Source organism: Burkholderia torrens, from assembly GCF_984668525.1.
This window is the reverse complement of the sequence record NZ_OZ480212.1, coordinates 1,727,546-1,744,141: the sequence shown is the minus strand read 5'-3', so window position 1 is coordinate 1,744,141 and position 16,596 is coordinate 1,727,546. Positions and strand designations below refer to the sequence as shown.

Genomic DNA, 16,596 nt, shown 5'->3' with positions numbered 1-16,596 from the left:
GAGACGATCGATGTCAGCTCCGCTTCAAGCACACGCCGCACCGGCCGTCGCGCCCGGGGCCGGTTCGACGGACGCGACCGGCGGCGACGCGCTGTACCGCCGCATCGGCCGGAGGATCGTGCCGTTCCTGTTCATCTGCTACATCGTGTCGATCCTCGACCGCAGCAACATCGGCTTCGCGCAGCTGCAGATGCGCCAGGATCTCGGCCTGACCGACGCGATGTACAGCCTCGGCGCGGTGCTGTTCTTCGTCGGCTACGTGCTGTTCGAAGTGCCGAGCAACGCGCTGCTGCGCCGCTTCGGCGCGCGCCGCACGTTCGCGCGGATCATGTTCCTGTGGGGCGCGGTGTCGGTCGCGATGATCAGCGTCGACAGCGCGCGGCACTTCTACGTGCTGCGCTTCCTGCTCGGCGTGTTCGAGGCCGGGTTCTTCCCGGGCGTGGTGTTCTACCTGACGTACTGGTATCCGGCTCGGCGGCGCGCGTCGGTGCTGTCGATCTTCTACGCGGGCGTCGCGGTGGCGGGGATGGTCGGCGGGCTGCTGTCGGGCTGGATCATGCGCGGAATGTCCGGCGTGATGGGGCTGCATGGCTGGCAATGGATGTTCGCGATCGAAGGCGCGCCCGCGATCCTGCTTGGCGTGATCGCGTGGTTCCGACTGTGCGATCGTCCCGAGCACGCGCGCTGGCTGTCCGACGCCGATCGACGGCAGCTCGCGGCCGATCTGGCCGCCGACCGCGCCGGTACGGGCACGCAGGCGCCGCATTCGCTGCGCCAGGTACTGGCCGAACCGCGCACGTACCTGTTCGCGTTCATCTATTTCTCGCTGACCACCGCGCTGCTGATGCTGCTGTTCTGGATGCCGCTGATGATCCGCGAATTCGGCATCCACGACGTCGTGCAGATCAGCCTGCTGTCGGTCGTGCCGAACGCGATCGGCGCGGCCGGCCTGATCGCGATCGCGCGACGCTCGGACCGCCAGCGCGAACGGCGCCGGCATTTCGCCGCGTGCGCGTTCGGCGGCGCGGTGGCGCTCGCGCTGCTGACGCTGCACCTGCCGAGCATCATCGCGATGATGGCGCTGCTGTCGATCGCGGCGATGCTGATCTTCGCCGCGCATCCGGTGTTCTGGGCCGTGCCGTCCGCGTATTTCTCGGGCGCCGGCGCGGCGGGCGGGATCGCGCTGATCAGCAGCATCGGCGTGTCGAGCGGGATGATCACACCCTGGCTCGTCGGGTTGATCCGCACGCGAACCGGCAGCATGGATCCGGCGATGTGGATGATCGCCGCGCTGCTGGCCGCGTGCGCGGTTGCGATGCTGCTGGGCGTGCGCGCCGCACCGCGCGGCGCGGGCGCCGCCGGCAACTAGCGCGCCACGGTGTAGCGCGGCGCCGGCGTATCGGCCGACAGGTGCGGCGCCATCGTGCGGCGTGCCGTCTCGTAGGCATCCCATTCGTGGCCTGCGTGCAGCGACGGGATCGTCACGAGTTCGCCGCGATCGAAGCCGATCAGCGCGGCATCGACCATGTCCGTCGCCGTCATCACGATTTCCTTCGGCAGGTGTTCGAGCGGCAGGCCGCCCGTCTGCCAGAAATCGGTCGCGGTTGCGCCCGGCAGCACGGCCTGCACCTGCACGCCCTTGCCGGCGAGCTCGTGATGCAGCGACTGGCTGAACGCGAGCACGAACGCCTTGCTGCCGCCGTACACGCCGTTCAGCGTTTCCGGCGAGATCGCGACGATCGACGAAATGTTGATCACGGCGCCGCCGCCGCGCGCGACGAAGCCCGGCACCGCCGCGTAGGTCAGGCGCGTGAGCGCGGTCACGTTCAGGTCGATCATCCGCGTCATCGCGTCGACGTCGCTGTCGAGCAGCGGCGCATGCGTGCCGATGCCCGCGTTGTTCACGAGCAGCGTGATGCTCGCGTCCTGCTTCAGCTTCGCCTCGACGGCGGCGAGCGCCGTGCGGTCGTTGAGGTCCGCGTCGACGATCTCGACGCTGCGCTGCGTGTCGTTCGTGATGCGCTCGGCGAGTGCGCTCAGCCGGTCGCGGCTGCGCGCGACCAGGATCAGGTCGTAGCCGCGCCGCGCGAGGCGGTCCGCGTAGACGGCGCCGATGCCCGACGATGCGCCGGTAATGAGGGCGGTACCGCGATGTGCTTGCGTCATGATGTGCTCCGTTTCGGTGAGAATGGCCGGATGGCGTGAAGCCATTCTGGCGCCGAAGCGCCGCGACACAAATGACGTAGATGGGTATGATTCAGGACATCGGGCCGACCACCGCGCCCGGGACCGGAGACTCCCCATGCACCGAATCGGCTTTCTGATCAGCGACGGCTTCCAGATCATGGCGCTCGCCGCGCAGTCGGTGTTCGAGTACGCGAACATGGGCATGCGCGAGCCGTTCTACGCGATGGACAGCTATTCGGTCGACGGCGGCGACGTGCGCTCGTCGCTCGGGCTGTCGGTCGCCACGCGTGCGCTGCGCGGGCGGATCGACGTCGATACGTGGGTCGTCGCGGGCGTCAACGATCCGCTCGCCACGCCGGCGCCGGCCGGCGTCGTCGCCTATCTGCGGCGTGCGAATGCGCGTGCGCGGCGGATCGCCGGTATCTGCACGGGTGCGTTCGTGCTGGCCGAGGCCGGACTGCTCGCGCAGCGCCGCGCGACCACGCATTGGGCGTTCGGCCGCGACATGCAGCGGCAGCACCCGGAGATTCGCGTCGAGGAAGACCGTATCTACATCGTCGACGGTCCGATCTGGACCTCGGCCGGCATGACGGCGGGGCTCGACCTGGCGCTCGCGATGGTGGAAAAGGACCTGGGCGCCGATGCCGCGCGCTCGGTCGCGCACAAGCTCGTGATGCACCAGCGCCGGGCCGGCGGCCAGTCGCAGCATTCCGAAATGCTCGACCTCGCACCGAAATCCGACCGGATCCAGAACGCGCTGAACTATGCGCGGCAGAACCTCGGCCGCGCGCTGACCGTCGAGGACCTCGCCGAAGCCGTCCACCTGAGCCCGCGCCAGTTCAGCCGCGTGTTCACGCTCGAAACGGGGCAGTCGCCGGCGAAGGCGATCGAGCGGCTGCGGCTCGAATCCGCGCGGCTGATGATCGAGCAGAGCCGTCATCCGCTCGACGTGATCGCGAAGGAGAACGGCTTTCGCGACCGGCGGCACATGCGCGAGGCGTTCGTGCGCGGATTCGGCGTGCCGCCGCAGGCGATGCGGCGCGACGCGCGGGCGGACGAACGCGAAACGGGCTGACGCCTGCCGGCGCGCGGCGCCAGCGCGGGGCGGCAAAATCGCGCAGAATCTCCGGCATTCGTCGCGAGGAGACACCATGCACGCCGAGCCGTTCGAGATTGCGATATCCGATCACGCACTGGATGACCTGCGCCGGCGCCTGCGCGGCAGCCGCCCGCCGACGCTGACGCCCGCCGAGCCGTGGCAGCAGGGCGTGGACGGCGCGTGGCTGCGCGACCTGGCCGAATACTGGGCCGAGCGCTTCGACTGGCGGGCGGTGGAGCGTCGGCTGAACCGGCTGCCGCAGTTCGTCGCGGATGCGGGCGGCCAGCGCGTGCATTTCATCCATCGGCGCGGGGCGGGACCGAACCCTTATCCGCTCGTCATCACGCACGGCTGGCCGGGCTCCGTGTTCGAATTCGACGCGCTGATCGAGCGTCTCTGCGATCCGGCGGCGTTCGGCGGCGATCCTGACGACGCGTTCGACGTCGTCGTGCCGTCGCTGCCCGGCTTCCTGTTCTCGCCCGCGCCCGCGGCACCCGGCATGTCGGCGTTTCAGGTCGCCGACCGCTGGGCGGCGCTGATGTCCGGCCTCGGCTATCGACGCTTCGGCGCGCAAGGCGGCGATCTCGGCGCAGGCGTGTCGATCGCGCTCGGCGCGCGACATGCGGACCGGCTGGACGGCATCCACCTGAACTTCCTGCCCGGCAGCTACGAGCCTCCGGCCGACGCGGCGTTGCCGCTGACCGAGGACGAACGGGCCTTCGTGACGCAGCGCGGCGAGTGGGCCGCGCTGGAAGGCGGCTACGCGCATATGCACATGACGAAACCGCAGACGCTGGCCGTCGCGCTCAACGATTCGCCGGCCGGGCTGGCCGCATGGATCGCCGAGAAATTCCGCGCGTGGAGCGATTGCGACGGCGACGTCGCACGGCGGTTTTCGCACGACACGCTGCTGACCGGCATCTCGCTCTACTGGTTCACCGGCTGCATCGGCTCGTCCATGCAGATGTATTGGGAAAACCGGCTGCAGCCCATGCGTTTCGCGGCCGGCCAACGCGTGGCGGTGCCCGTCGCGTTCGCGCGTTTTCCGAAGGAAATCGGCCGCCCGCCGCGCAGCTGGGTCGAACGCGTGTTCGACGTCGTGCAATGGACCGACATGCCGGCCGGCGGCCATTTCGCGGCGATGGAAGAGCCGGATCGGCTGGCGGACGACATTCGGCGTTTTTTCCGGCGCTTTCGGTAACGCGCGGGTCGGCCTGCGCAGCGGCCGACGTGCACGGCCGGCCATCAGGGCGACGGCGCGCGCCCGCACCACGCGGACCACGGCGAGCCGACGTCGCCTGCGTTACCGCGTGACGAACGGCGCGGCGGCGTCCGGCGCGGTACGCGCATGCTTGCGCTGGCGCAGCAGCGCGACGCGGCAATTCTCGCGCGCGGTCTCGCGGCCGTCGTCGTCGAGCAGCACGAGATCGCCGCGCATCACGTTCAGCGTGATGACATCCTCGCCCGGCGCGCCGAGCGTCTCCGGCGTATGCGCCGAGCCGGCCGGCTCGAGCACCGTCGAGCCGGCGTGCGCGACCCAGTCGTACTCCAGGTAGCGCCACGCACCCTGCAGCGTGTGGACGAACACCTCGCCGTCGTGCCGATGGCGCGGCAGCGTGCCGCCGGCCGGCATCTTCAGCAGCGCGGTCAGCGTGTCCTCGGCCGCATTGATGTGCAGATACTTGATCGCGAGCCCCGGCAGGTCGGCGCTCATCGGCAGCCACGGCAGCGCGTCGCCGGGCAGGCACGAGATCGGCGGCAGGTCGGTGGAGAGCGGGGCGGACGGCTGCGTCATGGCGGGAGGCGGAGCGGAAATGGGGAGCCCGCATTATCGCAGAGGCCGGTCGCGGGGCCGAACACGGCTGTACTCATCGACGCTGGCGTGTCTGAACGCCCGATCCTTACAGCTCGAAATATACAGTCAAACTGTACAGTTAAACTGTTGATATGCTATCGTGGCTTCATGAACACGCCATCGTCCCCCTCCGACGCGCTCCCGCTCGCCGGTCTCGCCGGCGAACTCCGTATCTCGGTCGGCAAGCTGATACGGCGCATGCGGGAGCAGACCCATCCGAACGACCTCACTTCGTCGCAGAAGTCGGTGCTGTTGCGGCTCGATCGCGACGGCCCGGCGACCGTATCGGCACTTGCACGCGCCGAAAGCGTGCGTCCGCAGTCGATGCGCGTGACGGTCGCGACGCTGGAGGCGCTCGGCGCCGTCAGCGGCGCGCCCGATCCGACCGACGGCCGGCAGACGCTGATCGCGCTCACGCCCGGTTTCCGCAAGGTGCTGCAGGCCAATCGCGCGGCCAAGGACGACTGGCTGTTCCGTGCGCTGCACGCGCAGCTGTCGGAGGCGGAACGGGCCGAGCTCGCCGCCGCCGTGAAACTGCTGCAGCGGCTTGCCGAATTCCAGGATCCCGCCCGCCCGTGAACCTCACCGACCCGCACGCCGAAAGGACAACCCGCCCATGAACCTCCTGCCTCTCGTGTCGTACTTCTTCGGCGGCGCGTTTCTCGCGAACGCCGTGCCGCATCTCGCCAGCGGGTTGCGCGGCGAGCCGTTCCAGACGCCGTTCGCGAAGCCGCCGGGCCGTGGGCTGTCGTCGTCCACGGTGAATGTCGTGTGGGGTGTCGTGAACCTCGCGATCGCTTATGCGCTCGTGTGCCGCGTCGGCGATTTCGACCTGAAGATCGCGGCCGACGCGGTGGCGCTCGGTCTCGGCATCCTGGTGCTCGGCCTGTTCGTCGCGCGGCACTTCGGCGAACTGCACGGCGGCAACGCGCCCGATCGGAAGCGGCCATGAGCGTGCCGGCAGCGGGCGTGTTCCGCTCGCTTCGCAGTTTCAACTATCGCGTGTGGGCGATCGGCTCGCTGGTGTCGAACATCGGCACGTGGATCCAGCGCACCGCGCAGGACTGGCTCGTCCTCACGCAGCTCACGCATCACGACGCGTCGGCCGTCGGCACGGTGATGGCGCTGCAGTTCGGGCCGCAACTGCTGCTGTTGCCGTGGACCGGCTACGCGGCCGACCGTTTCGACCAGCGCAAGCTGCTGATGGCCACGCAGGCGCTGATGGGCGTGCTGGCGCTGGTGCTCGGCGTGATGACGGTCACGGGCGCCGTGCGGCTCGAGCATGTGTACGTGTTCGCGTTCCTGTTCGGCTGCGCGTCGGCGTTCGACGCGCCGGTGCGGCAGACCTTCGTCGCCGAACTGGTCGGCGATCGCGAACTCGCGAACGCGGTCGCGCTCAACTCGACGTCGTTCAACGCCGCGCGGATGGTCGGCCCGGCGGCGGCGGGCTTCCTGATCGCGTCGGTCGGCACCGGCTGGGCGTTTCTCGCGAACGGGCTCAGCTTCTTCGCGGTGCTGGCGTCGCTGTCGCAGCTTCGGGAAGACGAACTGCGCGCGAACGTGCGGGCAGGCCGCTCGCGCGGCAGCCTGCTCGACGGGTTCCGCTATGTATGGCACCGCCCGGACCTGACGGCGATCCTCGTGATGCTGTTCCTGATCGGCACGTTCGGGCTCAATTTCCAGCTGTACATTTCGACGATGGCCGCCAGCGTGTTCCATGTCGATGCGCGCGGGTTCGGGTTTCTTTCGTCGATGATGGCGGTCGGCACGATCTCGGGCGCGCTGCTCGCCGCGCGCCGCGAGCAGCCGCGGTTCCGTCATCTGTGGATCGGTGCGACGCTGTTCGGGCTCGGCTGCACGTTCGCCGCGCTGGCGCCCGGCTACTGGTCGTTCGCCGCCGCGCTGGTGCTGACCGGGATCGCCGCGATCACCTTCATGAACTCCACCAACAGCCTGATGCAACTGTCCACCGAGCCGGCGATGCGCGGCCGCGTGATGGCGCTGCGCCTCGCGGTCGCGCTCGGCGGCACGCCGATCGGCGCGCCGGTGGCCGGCTGGGTCGCTAACCATCTCGGCCCGCGCTGGGCGCTCGGCGTCGGCGCGGCGTCCGGCTTTGCCGCGGCACTCGTCGCGACCCGTTTCGTCGCGCGCCAGCGCGCGCAGCCGCGCACCGGCGACGACGGCGCCTGACGGACCTCGAAGCCCGCGCTATGCCGTCGGCCGGGCCGCCGCATGCGCGGCTTCCAGGCACGACTGGAACAGCAGCGCGGCCCGCGACGGTCGCGGCGAGCGCCGCAGCAGGCTCACGAACCGGCACCGGTAATTGAACCGGTGCGGCGCGACCGGCTGCATCAGCCCCTTGTTCTCGAAGCTTTCCGCATAGTGATCGGGCAGAAAACCGAGATAGCGGCCGGACAGGATCAGCGTCGCGATCGATTCCTGGTCCGACGCGGTCGCGCTGCGCGTGAGCTTCGCGCGATGGCTCAGCTCCATGTTCGGCGAATGGAAGCCGAGCCCCGCGAACGCGTGGTTGCGGATCGTCGTCCAGGTGAGCTTGCCGTGCGGCGCATCGAAGAGCGGATGCTGCCGGCCGCAGTAGAGCAGCATCCGTTCGTCGAACAGCTCCGCATACTCGAGGCTGCCCGAGTTGCGGTGTGCGGGAATGATCCCGACCTGGTAGCTGCCGTCGATGATCCCGCGCTCGACCTCGTTGATCGAGGCGACATGCAGGTTCAGCGCGACGTCGGGCGCCTCGTCCGCGAACTGGCGGATCGCATCGCCCAGGCGCGCGTTCGGGTTGGTGGCCGTCTTGTCGAACACGGCGACGTGCAGTTCACCGCCCATCTTGTCGTGAATGCCGTCGATCCTGCTGCGAAATGCTTCCATCGACGCGAGCAGGCGCAGCGTCTCCTCATAGACCGTCTGGCCTTCCGGCGTCAGCGTGAAGCCCGCGCGGCCGCGCCGGCACAGCACGAGGCCGAGGCGTGTTTCCAGATCCTTCACGTGCCGGCTGATCGTCGAGATGCCGATATTCAGTTCCAGTTCGGCGGCCGCCATCCCGCCGCACTGCACGACGCCCTTGAAGACCCGCAGCAGACGGAGATCCATGTCGCTGAGCTGCCCGAGCAGCGCACGGCTCTTCGGTTTCTTTGCTTGCATAGTTGAGCAAGTGAACATTGATATTGCGATATTCAAAAGACTAATTGGCGTCCCGACAATGTGCAACATCATCACAAGAAGGAGGGGCGCGCCGCGCCGACCGACATGACCGACATCACCACCGCCCAGCAGGACGACACGAACCTGCGCACCGACGCCGCGTGGCTCGACGCGCACTGGATGCCGTTCACGGCCAACCGCCAGTTCAAGGCCGATCCGCGCATGATCGTGTCGGGCAAGGGCGCGTATTACACGGATGGCGAAGGCCGCAAGATCTTCGACGGCCTGTCGGGCCTCTGGTGCACGGGCCTCGGCCACGGCCGCACGGAAATCGTCGAAGCCGTGAGCCGCCAGATCGCGCAGCTCGATTACGCGCCGGCCTTCCAGTTCGGCCATCCGAAATCGTTCGAACTGGCCAACAAGATCAAGGAACTGACGCCGGCCGGCCTCGACTACGTGTTCTTCACGGGCTCGGGCTCGGAAGCGGCCGACACGTCGCTGAAGCTGGCCCGCGCGTACTGGCGTGCGAAGGGCAAGGGCACGAAGACGCGCCTGATCGGCCGCGAGAAGGGCTACCACGGCGTGAACTTCGGCGGCATCTCGGTCGGCGGGATCGGGCCGAACCGCAAGCTGTTCGGCCAGGGCCTCGATGCCGATTTCCTGCCGCACACGCAACTCGCCGAGAACAAGTTCTCGCGCGGGATGCCCGAGCATGGCGCCGAGCTGGCCGACCGCCTGCTCGAGCTGATCGCGCTGCACGACGCGTCGAACATCGCGGCCGTGATCGTCGAGCCGTTCTCCGGTTCGGCGGGCGTGGTCGTGCCGCCGAAGGGCTATCTGAAGCGCCTGCGCGACATCTGTACCGCGCACGACATCCTGCTGATCTTCGACGAGGTCATCACGGGCTTCGGCCGGGCCGGCGCGATGACGGGCGCCGACGCGTTCGGCGTGGTGCCGGACATCATGAACTTCGCGAAGCAGGTGACGAACGGCACGCAGCCGCTCGGCGGCGTGATCGCGACCAAGGAGATCTACGACACGTTCATGGCCGCGGGCGGCCCCGAGTACATGCTCGAGTTCCCGCACGGCTACACGTATTCGGCGCACCCGGTCGCGTGCGCGGCCGGCGTCGCGGCGCTCGACCTGCTGGTGAAGGAAGACGCGGTGGCCCGCGTGCGCGATCTCGCGCCGCATTTCGAGGCGGCCGTGCACGGGCTGAAGGGCCAGCGCCACATCGCGGACATCCGCAACTACGGGCTGGCGGCCGGCCTGACGATCGCGGCGCTGCCGGGCGAACCGGCACGGCGTCCGTACGAGATCGCGATGCGCTGCTGGGCGAAGGGCTTCTACGTGCGCTACGGCGGCGACACGATCCAGCTCGCGCCGCCGTTCATCGCCGAGAAGCGCGAGATCGACAATCTCGTCAACGCGCTGTCCGACGCGCTCAACGAAGTGGACTGAGCCGCGGCTTGCCCTGAGCGATAACCGAATTCACGAAAGAGCCTCAACGATGAAACACGACAGCAATGTGACTTCCACCATCGGCCACCTGATCGACGGCAAGCGTGTCGACGGCGGCAGCCGCGTCCAGCCGGTGTTCGACCCGGCCACCGGCGAATCGAACAAGAGCGTCGCGCTTGCCGACAAGCTGACCGTCGAAGCCGCGATCGCGTCCGCGCAGGCCGCGTTCCCGGCGTGGCGCAACACGCCGCCGCTGAAGCGCGCCCGCGTGATGAGCCGCTTCAAGACGTTGCTCGAAGAGCATGCCGACGAGCTGTGCGCGCTGATCACGGCCGAGCACGGCAAGGTGCTCGCCGATGCGATGGGCGAGCTGCAGCGCGGGATCGAGAACGTCGAATACGCGACCTACGTGCCCGAGCTGCTGAAGGGCGAGCACAGCAAGAACGTCGGCCCCTCGATCGATTCGTGGAGCGAGTTCCAGGCGCTCGGCGTCGTCTCCGGCATCACGCCGTTCAACTTCCCGGTGATGGTGCCGCTGTGGATGTGGCCGATGGCCGTCGCGTGCGGCAACACGTTCGTGCTGAAGCCGTCCGAGCGCACGCCGTCGTCGACGCTGCGCATGGCCGAGCTCGCGCTCGAAGCCGGCTTGCCGCCGGGCGTGCTGAACGTCGTGAACGGCGACAAGGAGGCGGTCGACACGATCCTGACCGATCCGCGCGTGAAGGCCGTGAGCTTCGTCGGCTCGACGCCGATCGCCGAATACATCTATTCGACCGGCTGCGCGCACGGCAAGCGCGTGCAGGCGCTCGGCGGCGCGAAGAACTTCGCGGTCGTGATGCCTGACGCCGATATCCCCAACGCGGTGAATGCGCTGATGGGCGCCGCGTACGGCTCGTGCGGCGAGCGCTGCATGGCGATTCCGCTGGTCGTCGCGATCGGCGACGAAACGGGCGACCAGGTCGTCGCCGGGCTGAAGGCCGAGATCGAGAAGATGAAGGTCGGCCCGGGCAACGGTGCGGGTGTCGACATGGGCCCGCTCGTCACGCAGCAGCATTTCGAGAAGGTGACGGGTTTCGTCGAAGCCGGCGTGCAAGCCGGTGCGACGCTCGTCGTCGACGGCCGCGGCGTGAAGGTCGACGACCACGACGGCGGCTACTACCTCGGCCCGTGCCTGTTCGACAACGTGAAGCCGGGCATGCCGATCTACCAGCATGAAATCTTCGGGCCCGTGCTCGGCGTGATCCGCCTGAAGTCGCTCGACGAGGCGATGGCGCTGATCGACGCGCACGAATACGGCAACGGCACGTGCCTGTTCACGCGCGACGGCGAGGCCGCACGCTACTTCGGCGACAACATCCAGATCGGCATGGTCGGCATCAACGTGCCGCTGCCGGTGCCGGTCGCGTACCACTCGTTCGGCGGCTGGAAGCGTTCGCTGTTCGGCGACCTGCACGCGTACGGCCCGGACGCCGTGCGTTTCTACACGAAGCGCAAGACGATCACGCAGCGCTGGCCGTCGGCCGGCGTGCGCGAAGGGACGGTGTTCAGCTTCCCGTCGAGCCGCTGACGCACAAGCCGGCTGCGTACAGCCGGCAGGACGTGCGAAGGCCCGCTCCGATCGTCGATCGGGGCGGGCTTTTTCATGTCTGCACGGATGGGACGGAAGGCAGCGGAACGCTTACGGCGCCACCACGTGCCACATGTTCTTGAAGTTGTCGCCGTTGCGGTCGCCCTGTTTCATGTCCTTCGAGAAGAAGTAGAGCGGCTTGCCCTTGTACGCCCATTGCGGGCTGCCGTCGTCGCGCTTGACGATCGTGTAGGGGCCGACCGGGACGTCGGTCGCGCTGGCCTTGTAGGGCGGCCAGAAGGATTCGCATTGGCCCGTGCAGGCGCTGGTGCCGGCGTTGGGCTTGTCCTGGTCGAATGTGTAGACGGTCATGCCGTTTGCGGCGACGAGCGCGCCGTTTTCGACTTTCGTGATCGAGCCTTGGGCCGAGGCCGAAGCGGACGCAATGGCGAGCAGGGCGGAGCTGACGAGCAGCGCGGCTTTCATGTGTGCCTCCTGGTTGTCCGGTGGGCGGCCGCGATCGTGTGCACGGGCGAGCGTGCGCAGGGATCGCGATGAATGGTGCCGGAACGCGATGCCGTCGCCGCCCGTGCGAGCGACACAAGGTCGAATGGCGGCAAACGGGGCGTCTTCTTCACGATAGGCGGTTTTGAGCAGGGCTGCGAGAAGAACGGGGGGCGTATCGGCCGAAGTGTATTCGTCACACAACGGCAGGGTGATCGCCGCCGAGCGGAGCGGATATTCGCGTCCGTCCCCGAACGCGGATGTGCGCCGATGCGTCAGCGTCTTGCGCGACGACGGGCGGGACGATACGCCGGAATCCGGCCGACGAATGTCACACCCACAGCCGATACATCCAGAACGACTCGTCTTCGATGAAGCGTTGCGTGAACTCGCTCGGCGAAAATCCCGTGATGCGCTTGACCTCGCGACTCAGGTGCGCCTGGTCGGAGAACCCTTCGTCCAGCGCCAGCGTGGCCCAGTTGAACGCGGTGCCGGCTTCGAACCGGTCGCGCGCCGCGAAGAACGCGCCTTCCGTCCTGACGAGCGCCTGCCATTCGCGCAGCGATCGGCCGCTGTAGCTCTTGATGCGCCGTTCGACCTGACGCGGGCTGTGCGTGCCGCGCCATTCGCGCGCCTGCAGCGCGAGGCGCTCGACCCAGCTGCGCCCCGCGTCGCGGAGCGACGACAGCGGTGTCGCCGGCCGAAGCGCCTGCCAGCGAGGCGCGAGATGTCGATCGATCGCCGCCAGCACGTCGGCGTCGCGATCCGCGCCGATCAGCGCGTCGAGCAGCGGGTGCCAGTCGCGGCCGAGACACGCGTGCGCGTCGAGCACGCGGTCGTGGATGTCCGGCAGCGCGATACCGAACAGGGTCCGCGCCGCATCGGCGGTGAAACAGAGCATGCCGATCAGTCCGCCCGTCGGCGCCCACGCGACGGTGGGCGCCGAATGGCTGCCCGACAGCGTCGCCGCGGCACCGAAGGGGCGCCATTGCGGGCCGTCGGCCGTGTGTGCGATGAAGCCCGCGTCGAGATCCCGGTACCACGACACGCAGACGAGCGGCGTGGCCGGAAAGTGCGAGAGCCGCTGCGCGTCGCTCGCCGCGACGCCGCGCGTGTCGTACAGGACGATCGCGACCACCGCGCCCTGCAGCGCGGCCGGTGCGGGATGCAGCCGCGCATGCGGCGACCGCCCGCCGTTCGCCACACGCGGAGCGCGCGCAAGCGGATCGGGGCAGGACGGCAGGATCGATGTCGGTCCGGAGAACATGACGCCGGAGTATAGGCATCGGCCTCACGCGTGTCGATGTCGTTTGCGTTCAAGACCGCTGGCTCGGCGCTGCGGACAATCCGGCACATGAACTCGCGATCCTCTTCCCAATGTCCATTCCATGCGGGCACCGCTGCGCCGGCGCCCGTGCTTCACCCGCCCGGCGTATGGCCGCCGGGGCCGCGTGCCGGCCTGACGGGGTGGGGGCTGCTGCGCGCGATGTCGCGCGACCTGATCGGCACGCTGGCCGGCTGGCGGCGCGCGTACGGCGACGTCGTGCACTTGCGTGTATGGCCCGAGCACGCAGTGGTCGTGACCGATCCGGCGCTCGTGCGCGAGCTGCTGGTCACGCATCACGATGCGCTCGGGCGCTGGGAGCGCGCGATTCGCGTATTCGCGCAGGTCCACGGCCACAGCGTGCTGGTCGCCGAGGGCGACGCGTGGCGCGACAAGCGGCATGCGCTGCAACCGAACTTCATGCCGAAGCCGGTTCAGGCGTTCGTTCCGGCGATCGCGGCGACGGCCGGCCAGGCACTCGCGCAGTGGCCCGCACGCGATCCGGACTGGCCGATCGAAAGCGCGCTGACGTCGTTGGCCATGGACGAGATCATGCGCACGATGTTCTCAGAAACGATCGGCGGCGATGCGCGCGCGGCCGAGGAGGCGGTGCGCGTGGTGAGCGCGGCGGCCAACGCGGCGTTCTACGTGCCGGCGAGCACGCCTGACTGGGTGCCGTGGAAGCGCGGCAAGGTGCAGGCGATGGCGGTGCTGGACGGGCTGGTCGGCCGGCAACTCCATGCGCGCCTCGACCGGCCCGAGCATACGTGGCCCGACGATCTGCTGTCGCGCCTGTTGCGGCTGCATCGGGCGGATGCGCGGAAATGGCCGCTGCAGGCCGTTCACGACGAATGCGTGACGGCGTTCCTGGCCGGGCACGAGACGACGGCCGGGGCGCTGACCTGGTGGGCATGGTGCATGGCCACGAATCCGGACGTGCAAGCCGCCGCGCGCGACGAGGTGTCCCGCGTGCTGGGCGGTCGCGCGCCGTCCGCCGAGACGCGACCGTCGTTGCGCTACCTGACGCAGACGCTCGACGAAACGCTGCGGCTGTATCCGTCCGCGCCGATCCTGATCAGCCGCCGCGCCGCGCGGCCGATCGCGCTCGGCGGATGGCAGTTTCCTGCGCGCACGCTGTTCATGCTGCCGCTGCAGTTGATGCAGCGCGATCCGCGGTGGTTTCCGGAACCCGACGCGTTTCGTCCGGAGCGCTTCGCCGACGATGCGCCGCCGCTGCCGCGCGGCGCGTACATGCCGTTCGGCACGGGCCCGCGCGTGTGCCTCGGGCAGCATCTGGCGATGACGGAGATGACGGTTGTGGCCGCAATGGTCCTGCAGCGGTACGTCCTGTCGGTGCCGCCCGGAATGGCGCCGCCGCGACCCGTGTTGAACGTGACGCTGCGGCCGCAGCAGGCGTTGCATCTGGCGATCGCGCCGACGGGGCTGACGACCGATGCGGCCGCTTCATGAGGGGGCATGAGCGTTCGATTCGACCTGGCCTGCATCGCGCGAGCGATGGCCGTTCGTGCGATGCCGCGCAATCGAATCGTCGGCAATTGAATGCGTACCTGGAACGGCATGCGGCGCCACCGACGCGGCATCGCACAACACCTATGCTTGAAGGGCCCAGGCCGGGCGGAGCCCAAGGAGGATGGTCATGCGCATGCTTCTCAACATACGAATCCCTCACGAGCCGTTCAACACGCTGGTGCGCGACGGCAGCGTCGGCGACGTGATCTCGCGAATACTCGAAGCGGTCAAGCCGGAGGCCGTGTATTTCACGGAGCAGAACGGCGGGCGCGGGGCGGTCGTGATCGTCGACATGGATGACCCGTCGCAGATCCCGGCGCTCGCCGAGCCGTGGTTCCTGATGCTGAATGCGGACTGCGAGTTCCGCGTGGTGATGCTGCCGGACGATCTCCGGAACGCCGGGCTCGCGCAACTCGGCGCGAAGTGGAAGTAGTAGGAGGCCGCGCAAGACCGTGCCCCCTGCCCGGAAGCCGGGCGGGCGGCATGGCGCGGCGTTTCGCTGGCCACTATCGCGCAGGCTGCGACGGCTCGACGTTTGCCGCTTGCCGGTTTTTCGGTCGCAACAGCAACAGCAGGCCGCACAAGGCCGCCGCGCCCAGGAACACGAAAAGGCACCGCTCGTTCCATGCGGTCAGGCTGTCGGATGCCACACCGCCTGCGTTTCCGGCCGTGGCGCCGGCTTCCAGCAGGAACGTGAAGACCGCCGGCACCGGCGCCGAGCCCAGGTAGGCCAGGAACGCGAACTGCAGCCGGCCGCGCGTCAGGATCGACCAGACGTCCTTGCCCACCAGGCACGCGACCAGCACCACGGGCGGCACGAGCACGATCGATGCGGCGCTGATCGCGCACAGAAACAGCCAGCCGATTCCTATGAGCGGAATGAGTGACATGCGTCGGGATTCCTGTTTCCGGAGAGTCTTGTTGTCGATGAAACATCCGCGTTCGCTACATCGGGTGATCACACGCATGACGGATAGTGCCCGATTCCGCGCCCGTTGCCACCCGTCCTGACCGATGCGCTCAGCCGGCCGCATCTTCCCCCAGCGCCTGGATGAACCGCGAAAACAGCTCGGGCTGCGAAGAAATCCCGAGCTTCGCGTACAGATGGCGCCGATGCACCTTCACCGTTTCGGGCGAGATCGCCAGCCGTTCGGCGATCGCCTTCGACGAATTGCCGCGCAGCACCATTCTTGCGATCGACATCTCCCGGTCGGTCAGCACGCCCGCGCCGAAGCGTGCGAGCGCCTGTTCGACGCGCGCGCCGAGATCGGCATCGGGCGTCGCGCGCGCGGCATCGCCCACCAGCCGCCAGTGCTGCCGCATTGCCGCGAGCACCCACGGCATCGCGGCCGTCAGCTTGCCGAGCGGCTCGACGTCGAAGCGTGCGGCCGCACCGAGCGACAGCGACAGCAGCGTGTCGGCGTTGGGCCGCACGAGGATCTGGATCTCATCGTCGCCGACTGCATCGCGGAAGTAGCTGAGGAAATACTCGCTCTGCCGGAACAGGTCCGGCGCGACTTCCTCGAGCCGGTAGCAGCCGTCGGCGAGACCGTCGTGCGCGGCCTGCAGGAACGGGTCGAGCAGATAGACGCCATTCAGGTAGAGCGGCACGGGCGATGCGCTGTCGGTGCCGCCCGTATCGTATTCGTCGAGCACGAGCGGCACGCCGTCGCGGCCGACCGCGGTCGCGAGCGCGTTGTCGAACGGCACCATTTCATTGAGCAGCAGCACCAGGAACCGCCAGAAGCGCGGCTCGCCGAGATGGTCGATTGCGCGGCCGAGCGCCTGGTGCATCGCGATTTCGGAAAAGAGACGATCCATACCACCACCGGAAGGGCGTAACACGAAGGGGGAATAGCGGTCCTGAAATTGGCTTCCTAGACTGCCACGCAATCAATCGGGCCCGAGTA

Annotated in this window: 17 protein-coding genes; 10 read left to right on the top strand and 7 right to left on the bottom strand. The window is 68.6% G+C overall.

Annotated elements, in window-relative coordinates; genetic code table 11:
* The first annotated feature begins 10 nt into the window (after window positions 1-10).
* On the top strand, window positions 11-1,369 hold the full coding sequence (locus AC5LXX_RS24130) for an MFS transporter (RefSeq protein WP_493411244.1): 1,359 nt from the start codon (window positions 11-13) through the stop codon (window positions 1,367-1,369).
* Here the strand turns inward: AC5LXX_RS24130 and AC5LXX_RS24125 are convergent.
* Entirely contained in the window at window positions 1,366-2,166 is an 801-nt protein-coding gene (locus tag AC5LXX_RS24125) for an SDR family NAD(P)-dependent oxidoreductase (RefSeq protein ID WP_493411243.1), read from the bottom strand. The genes AC5LXX_RS24130 and AC5LXX_RS24125 overlap by 4 nt on opposite strands.
* A 136-nt stretch (window positions 2,167-2,302) precedes the next feature.
* On the opposite strand from AC5LXX_RS24125, the gene AC5LXX_RS24120 reads away from it, so the two are divergent.
* Both AC5LXX_RS24120 and AC5LXX_RS24115 read left to right on the top strand, forming a co-directional pair.
* A complete protein-coding gene (locus tag AC5LXX_RS24120; RefSeq protein ID WP_493411242.1) occupies window positions 2,303-3,262 on the top strand; it encodes a GlxA family transcriptional regulator in 960 nt (319 codons plus the stop codon).
* A gap of 76 nt (window positions 3,263-3,338) precedes the next feature.
* Complete coding sequence (locus AC5LXX_RS24115) at window positions 3,339-4,487, top strand: epoxide hydrolase family protein (RefSeq protein ID WP_493411241.1); 1,149 nt, start codon at window positions 3,339-3,341, stop codon at window positions 4,485-4,487.
* Window positions 4,488-4,589: 102 nt separating this feature from the next.
* Here AC5LXX_RS24115 and AC5LXX_RS24110 read toward each other — a convergent pair whose 3' ends face one another.
* The gene (locus AC5LXX_RS24110) at window positions 4,590-5,081 is read right to left on the bottom strand and encodes a 2,4'-dihydroxyacetophenone dioxygenase family protein (protein ID WP_493411240.1); all 492 of its coding nucleotides are present in this window, start codon (window positions 5,079-5,081) and stop codon (window positions 4,590-4,592) included.
* Between the two features lie 168 nt (window positions 5,082-5,249).
* Between AC5LXX_RS24110 and AC5LXX_RS24105 the strand changes: the two genes are divergently transcribed.
* From AC5LXX_RS24105 to AC5LXX_RS24095, 3 genes are read left to right on the top strand one after another with little or no spacing between them, the layout of a single operon-like run.
* Window positions 5,250-5,720, top strand: a complete 471-nt coding sequence (locus AC5LXX_RS24105; RefSeq protein ID WP_493411239.1) for a MarR family winged helix-turn-helix transcriptional regulator — start codon at window positions 5,250-5,252, stop codon at window positions 5,718-5,720.
* 37 nt (window positions 5,721-5,757) lie between these two features.
* The gene (locus tag AC5LXX_RS24100; RefSeq protein WP_493411238.1) at window positions 5,758-6,093 is read left to right on the top strand and encodes a hypothetical protein; all 336 of its coding nucleotides are present in this window, start codon (window positions 5,758-5,760) and stop codon (window positions 6,091-6,093) included.
* Window positions 6,090-7,331 (top strand): MFS transporter, encoded by a 1,242-nt coding sequence (locus AC5LXX_RS24095; RefSeq protein WP_493411237.1) that lies wholly within the window; start codon window positions 6,090-6,092, stop codon window positions 7,329-7,331. The genes AC5LXX_RS24100 and AC5LXX_RS24095 overlap by 4 nt, the downstream gene beginning before the upstream one ends.
* An 18-nt stretch (window positions 7,332-7,349) precedes the next feature.
* On the opposite strand, the gene AC5LXX_RS24090 is transcribed toward AC5LXX_RS24095, so the two are convergent.
* On the bottom strand, window positions 7,350-8,300 hold the full coding sequence (locus tag AC5LXX_RS24090) for a LysR family transcriptional regulator (RefSeq protein ID WP_493411236.1): 951 nt from the start codon (window positions 8,298-8,300) through the stop codon (window positions 7,350-7,352).
* Window positions 8,301-8,405: 105 nt separating this feature from the next.
* Between AC5LXX_RS24090 and aptA the strand changes: the two genes are divergently transcribed.
* Together aptA and AC5LXX_RS24080 are read left to right on the top strand one after the other, a co-directional pair.
* Entirely contained in the window at window positions 8,406-9,761 is a 1,356-nt protein-coding gene (gene aptA, locus AC5LXX_RS24085) for an omega-aminotransferase AptA (RefSeq protein ID WP_493411235.1), read from the top strand.
* Window positions 9,762-9,810: 49 nt separating this feature from the next.
* The gene (locus AC5LXX_RS24080; protein WP_493411234.1) at window positions 9,811-11,328 is read left to right on the top strand and encodes a CoA-acylating methylmalonate-semialdehyde dehydrogenase; all 1,518 of its coding nucleotides are present in this window, start codon (window positions 9,811-9,813) and stop codon (window positions 11,326-11,328) included.
* Window positions 11,329-11,439: 111 nt separating this feature from the next.
* Here the strand turns inward: AC5LXX_RS24080 and AC5LXX_RS24075 are convergent, their stop codons facing one another.
* The gene (locus AC5LXX_RS24075; RefSeq protein ID WP_493411233.1) at window positions 11,440-11,814 is read right to left on the bottom strand and encodes a COG4315 family predicted lipoprotein; all 375 of its coding nucleotides are present in this window, start codon (window positions 11,812-11,814) and stop codon (window positions 11,440-11,442) included.
* Between the two features lie 349 nt (window positions 11,815-12,163).
* Window positions 12,164-13,099 (bottom strand): helix-turn-helix transcriptional regulator, encoded by a 936-nt coding sequence (locus tag AC5LXX_RS24070; RefSeq protein ID WP_493411232.1) that lies wholly within the window; start codon window positions 13,097-13,099, stop codon window positions 12,164-12,166.
* Window positions 13,100-13,186: 87 nt separating this feature from the next.
* On the opposite strand from AC5LXX_RS24070, the gene AC5LXX_RS24065 reads away from it, so the two are divergent.
* Window positions 13,187-14,626: a cytochrome P450 gene (locus AC5LXX_RS24065; RefSeq protein ID WP_493411231.1), complete on the top strand. Its 1,440-nt coding sequence runs from the start codon at window positions 13,187-13,189 to the stop codon at window positions 14,624-14,626.
* A 187-nt stretch (window positions 14,627-14,813) separates the two neighbouring features.
* On the top strand, window positions 14,814-15,119 hold the full coding sequence (locus tag AC5LXX_RS24060) for a panthothenate synthetase (protein ID WP_124447749.1): 306 nt from the start codon (window positions 14,814-14,816) through the stop codon (window positions 15,117-15,119).
* A gap of 73 nt (window positions 15,120-15,192) precedes the next feature.
* Here AC5LXX_RS24060 and AC5LXX_RS24055 read toward each other — a convergent pair whose 3' ends face one another.
* Window positions 15,193-15,654, bottom strand: a complete 462-nt coding sequence (locus tag AC5LXX_RS24055) for a hypothetical protein (RefSeq protein WP_493411230.1) — start codon at window positions 15,652-15,654, stop codon at window positions 15,193-15,195.
* Between the two features lie 52 nt (window positions 15,655-15,706).
* Window positions 15,707-16,507 (bottom strand): helix-turn-helix transcriptional regulator, encoded by an 801-nt coding sequence (locus tag AC5LXX_RS24050; RefSeq protein WP_493411229.1) that lies wholly within the window; start codon window positions 16,505-16,507, stop codon window positions 15,707-15,709.
* Window positions 16,508-16,596 lie beyond the last annotated feature (89 nt).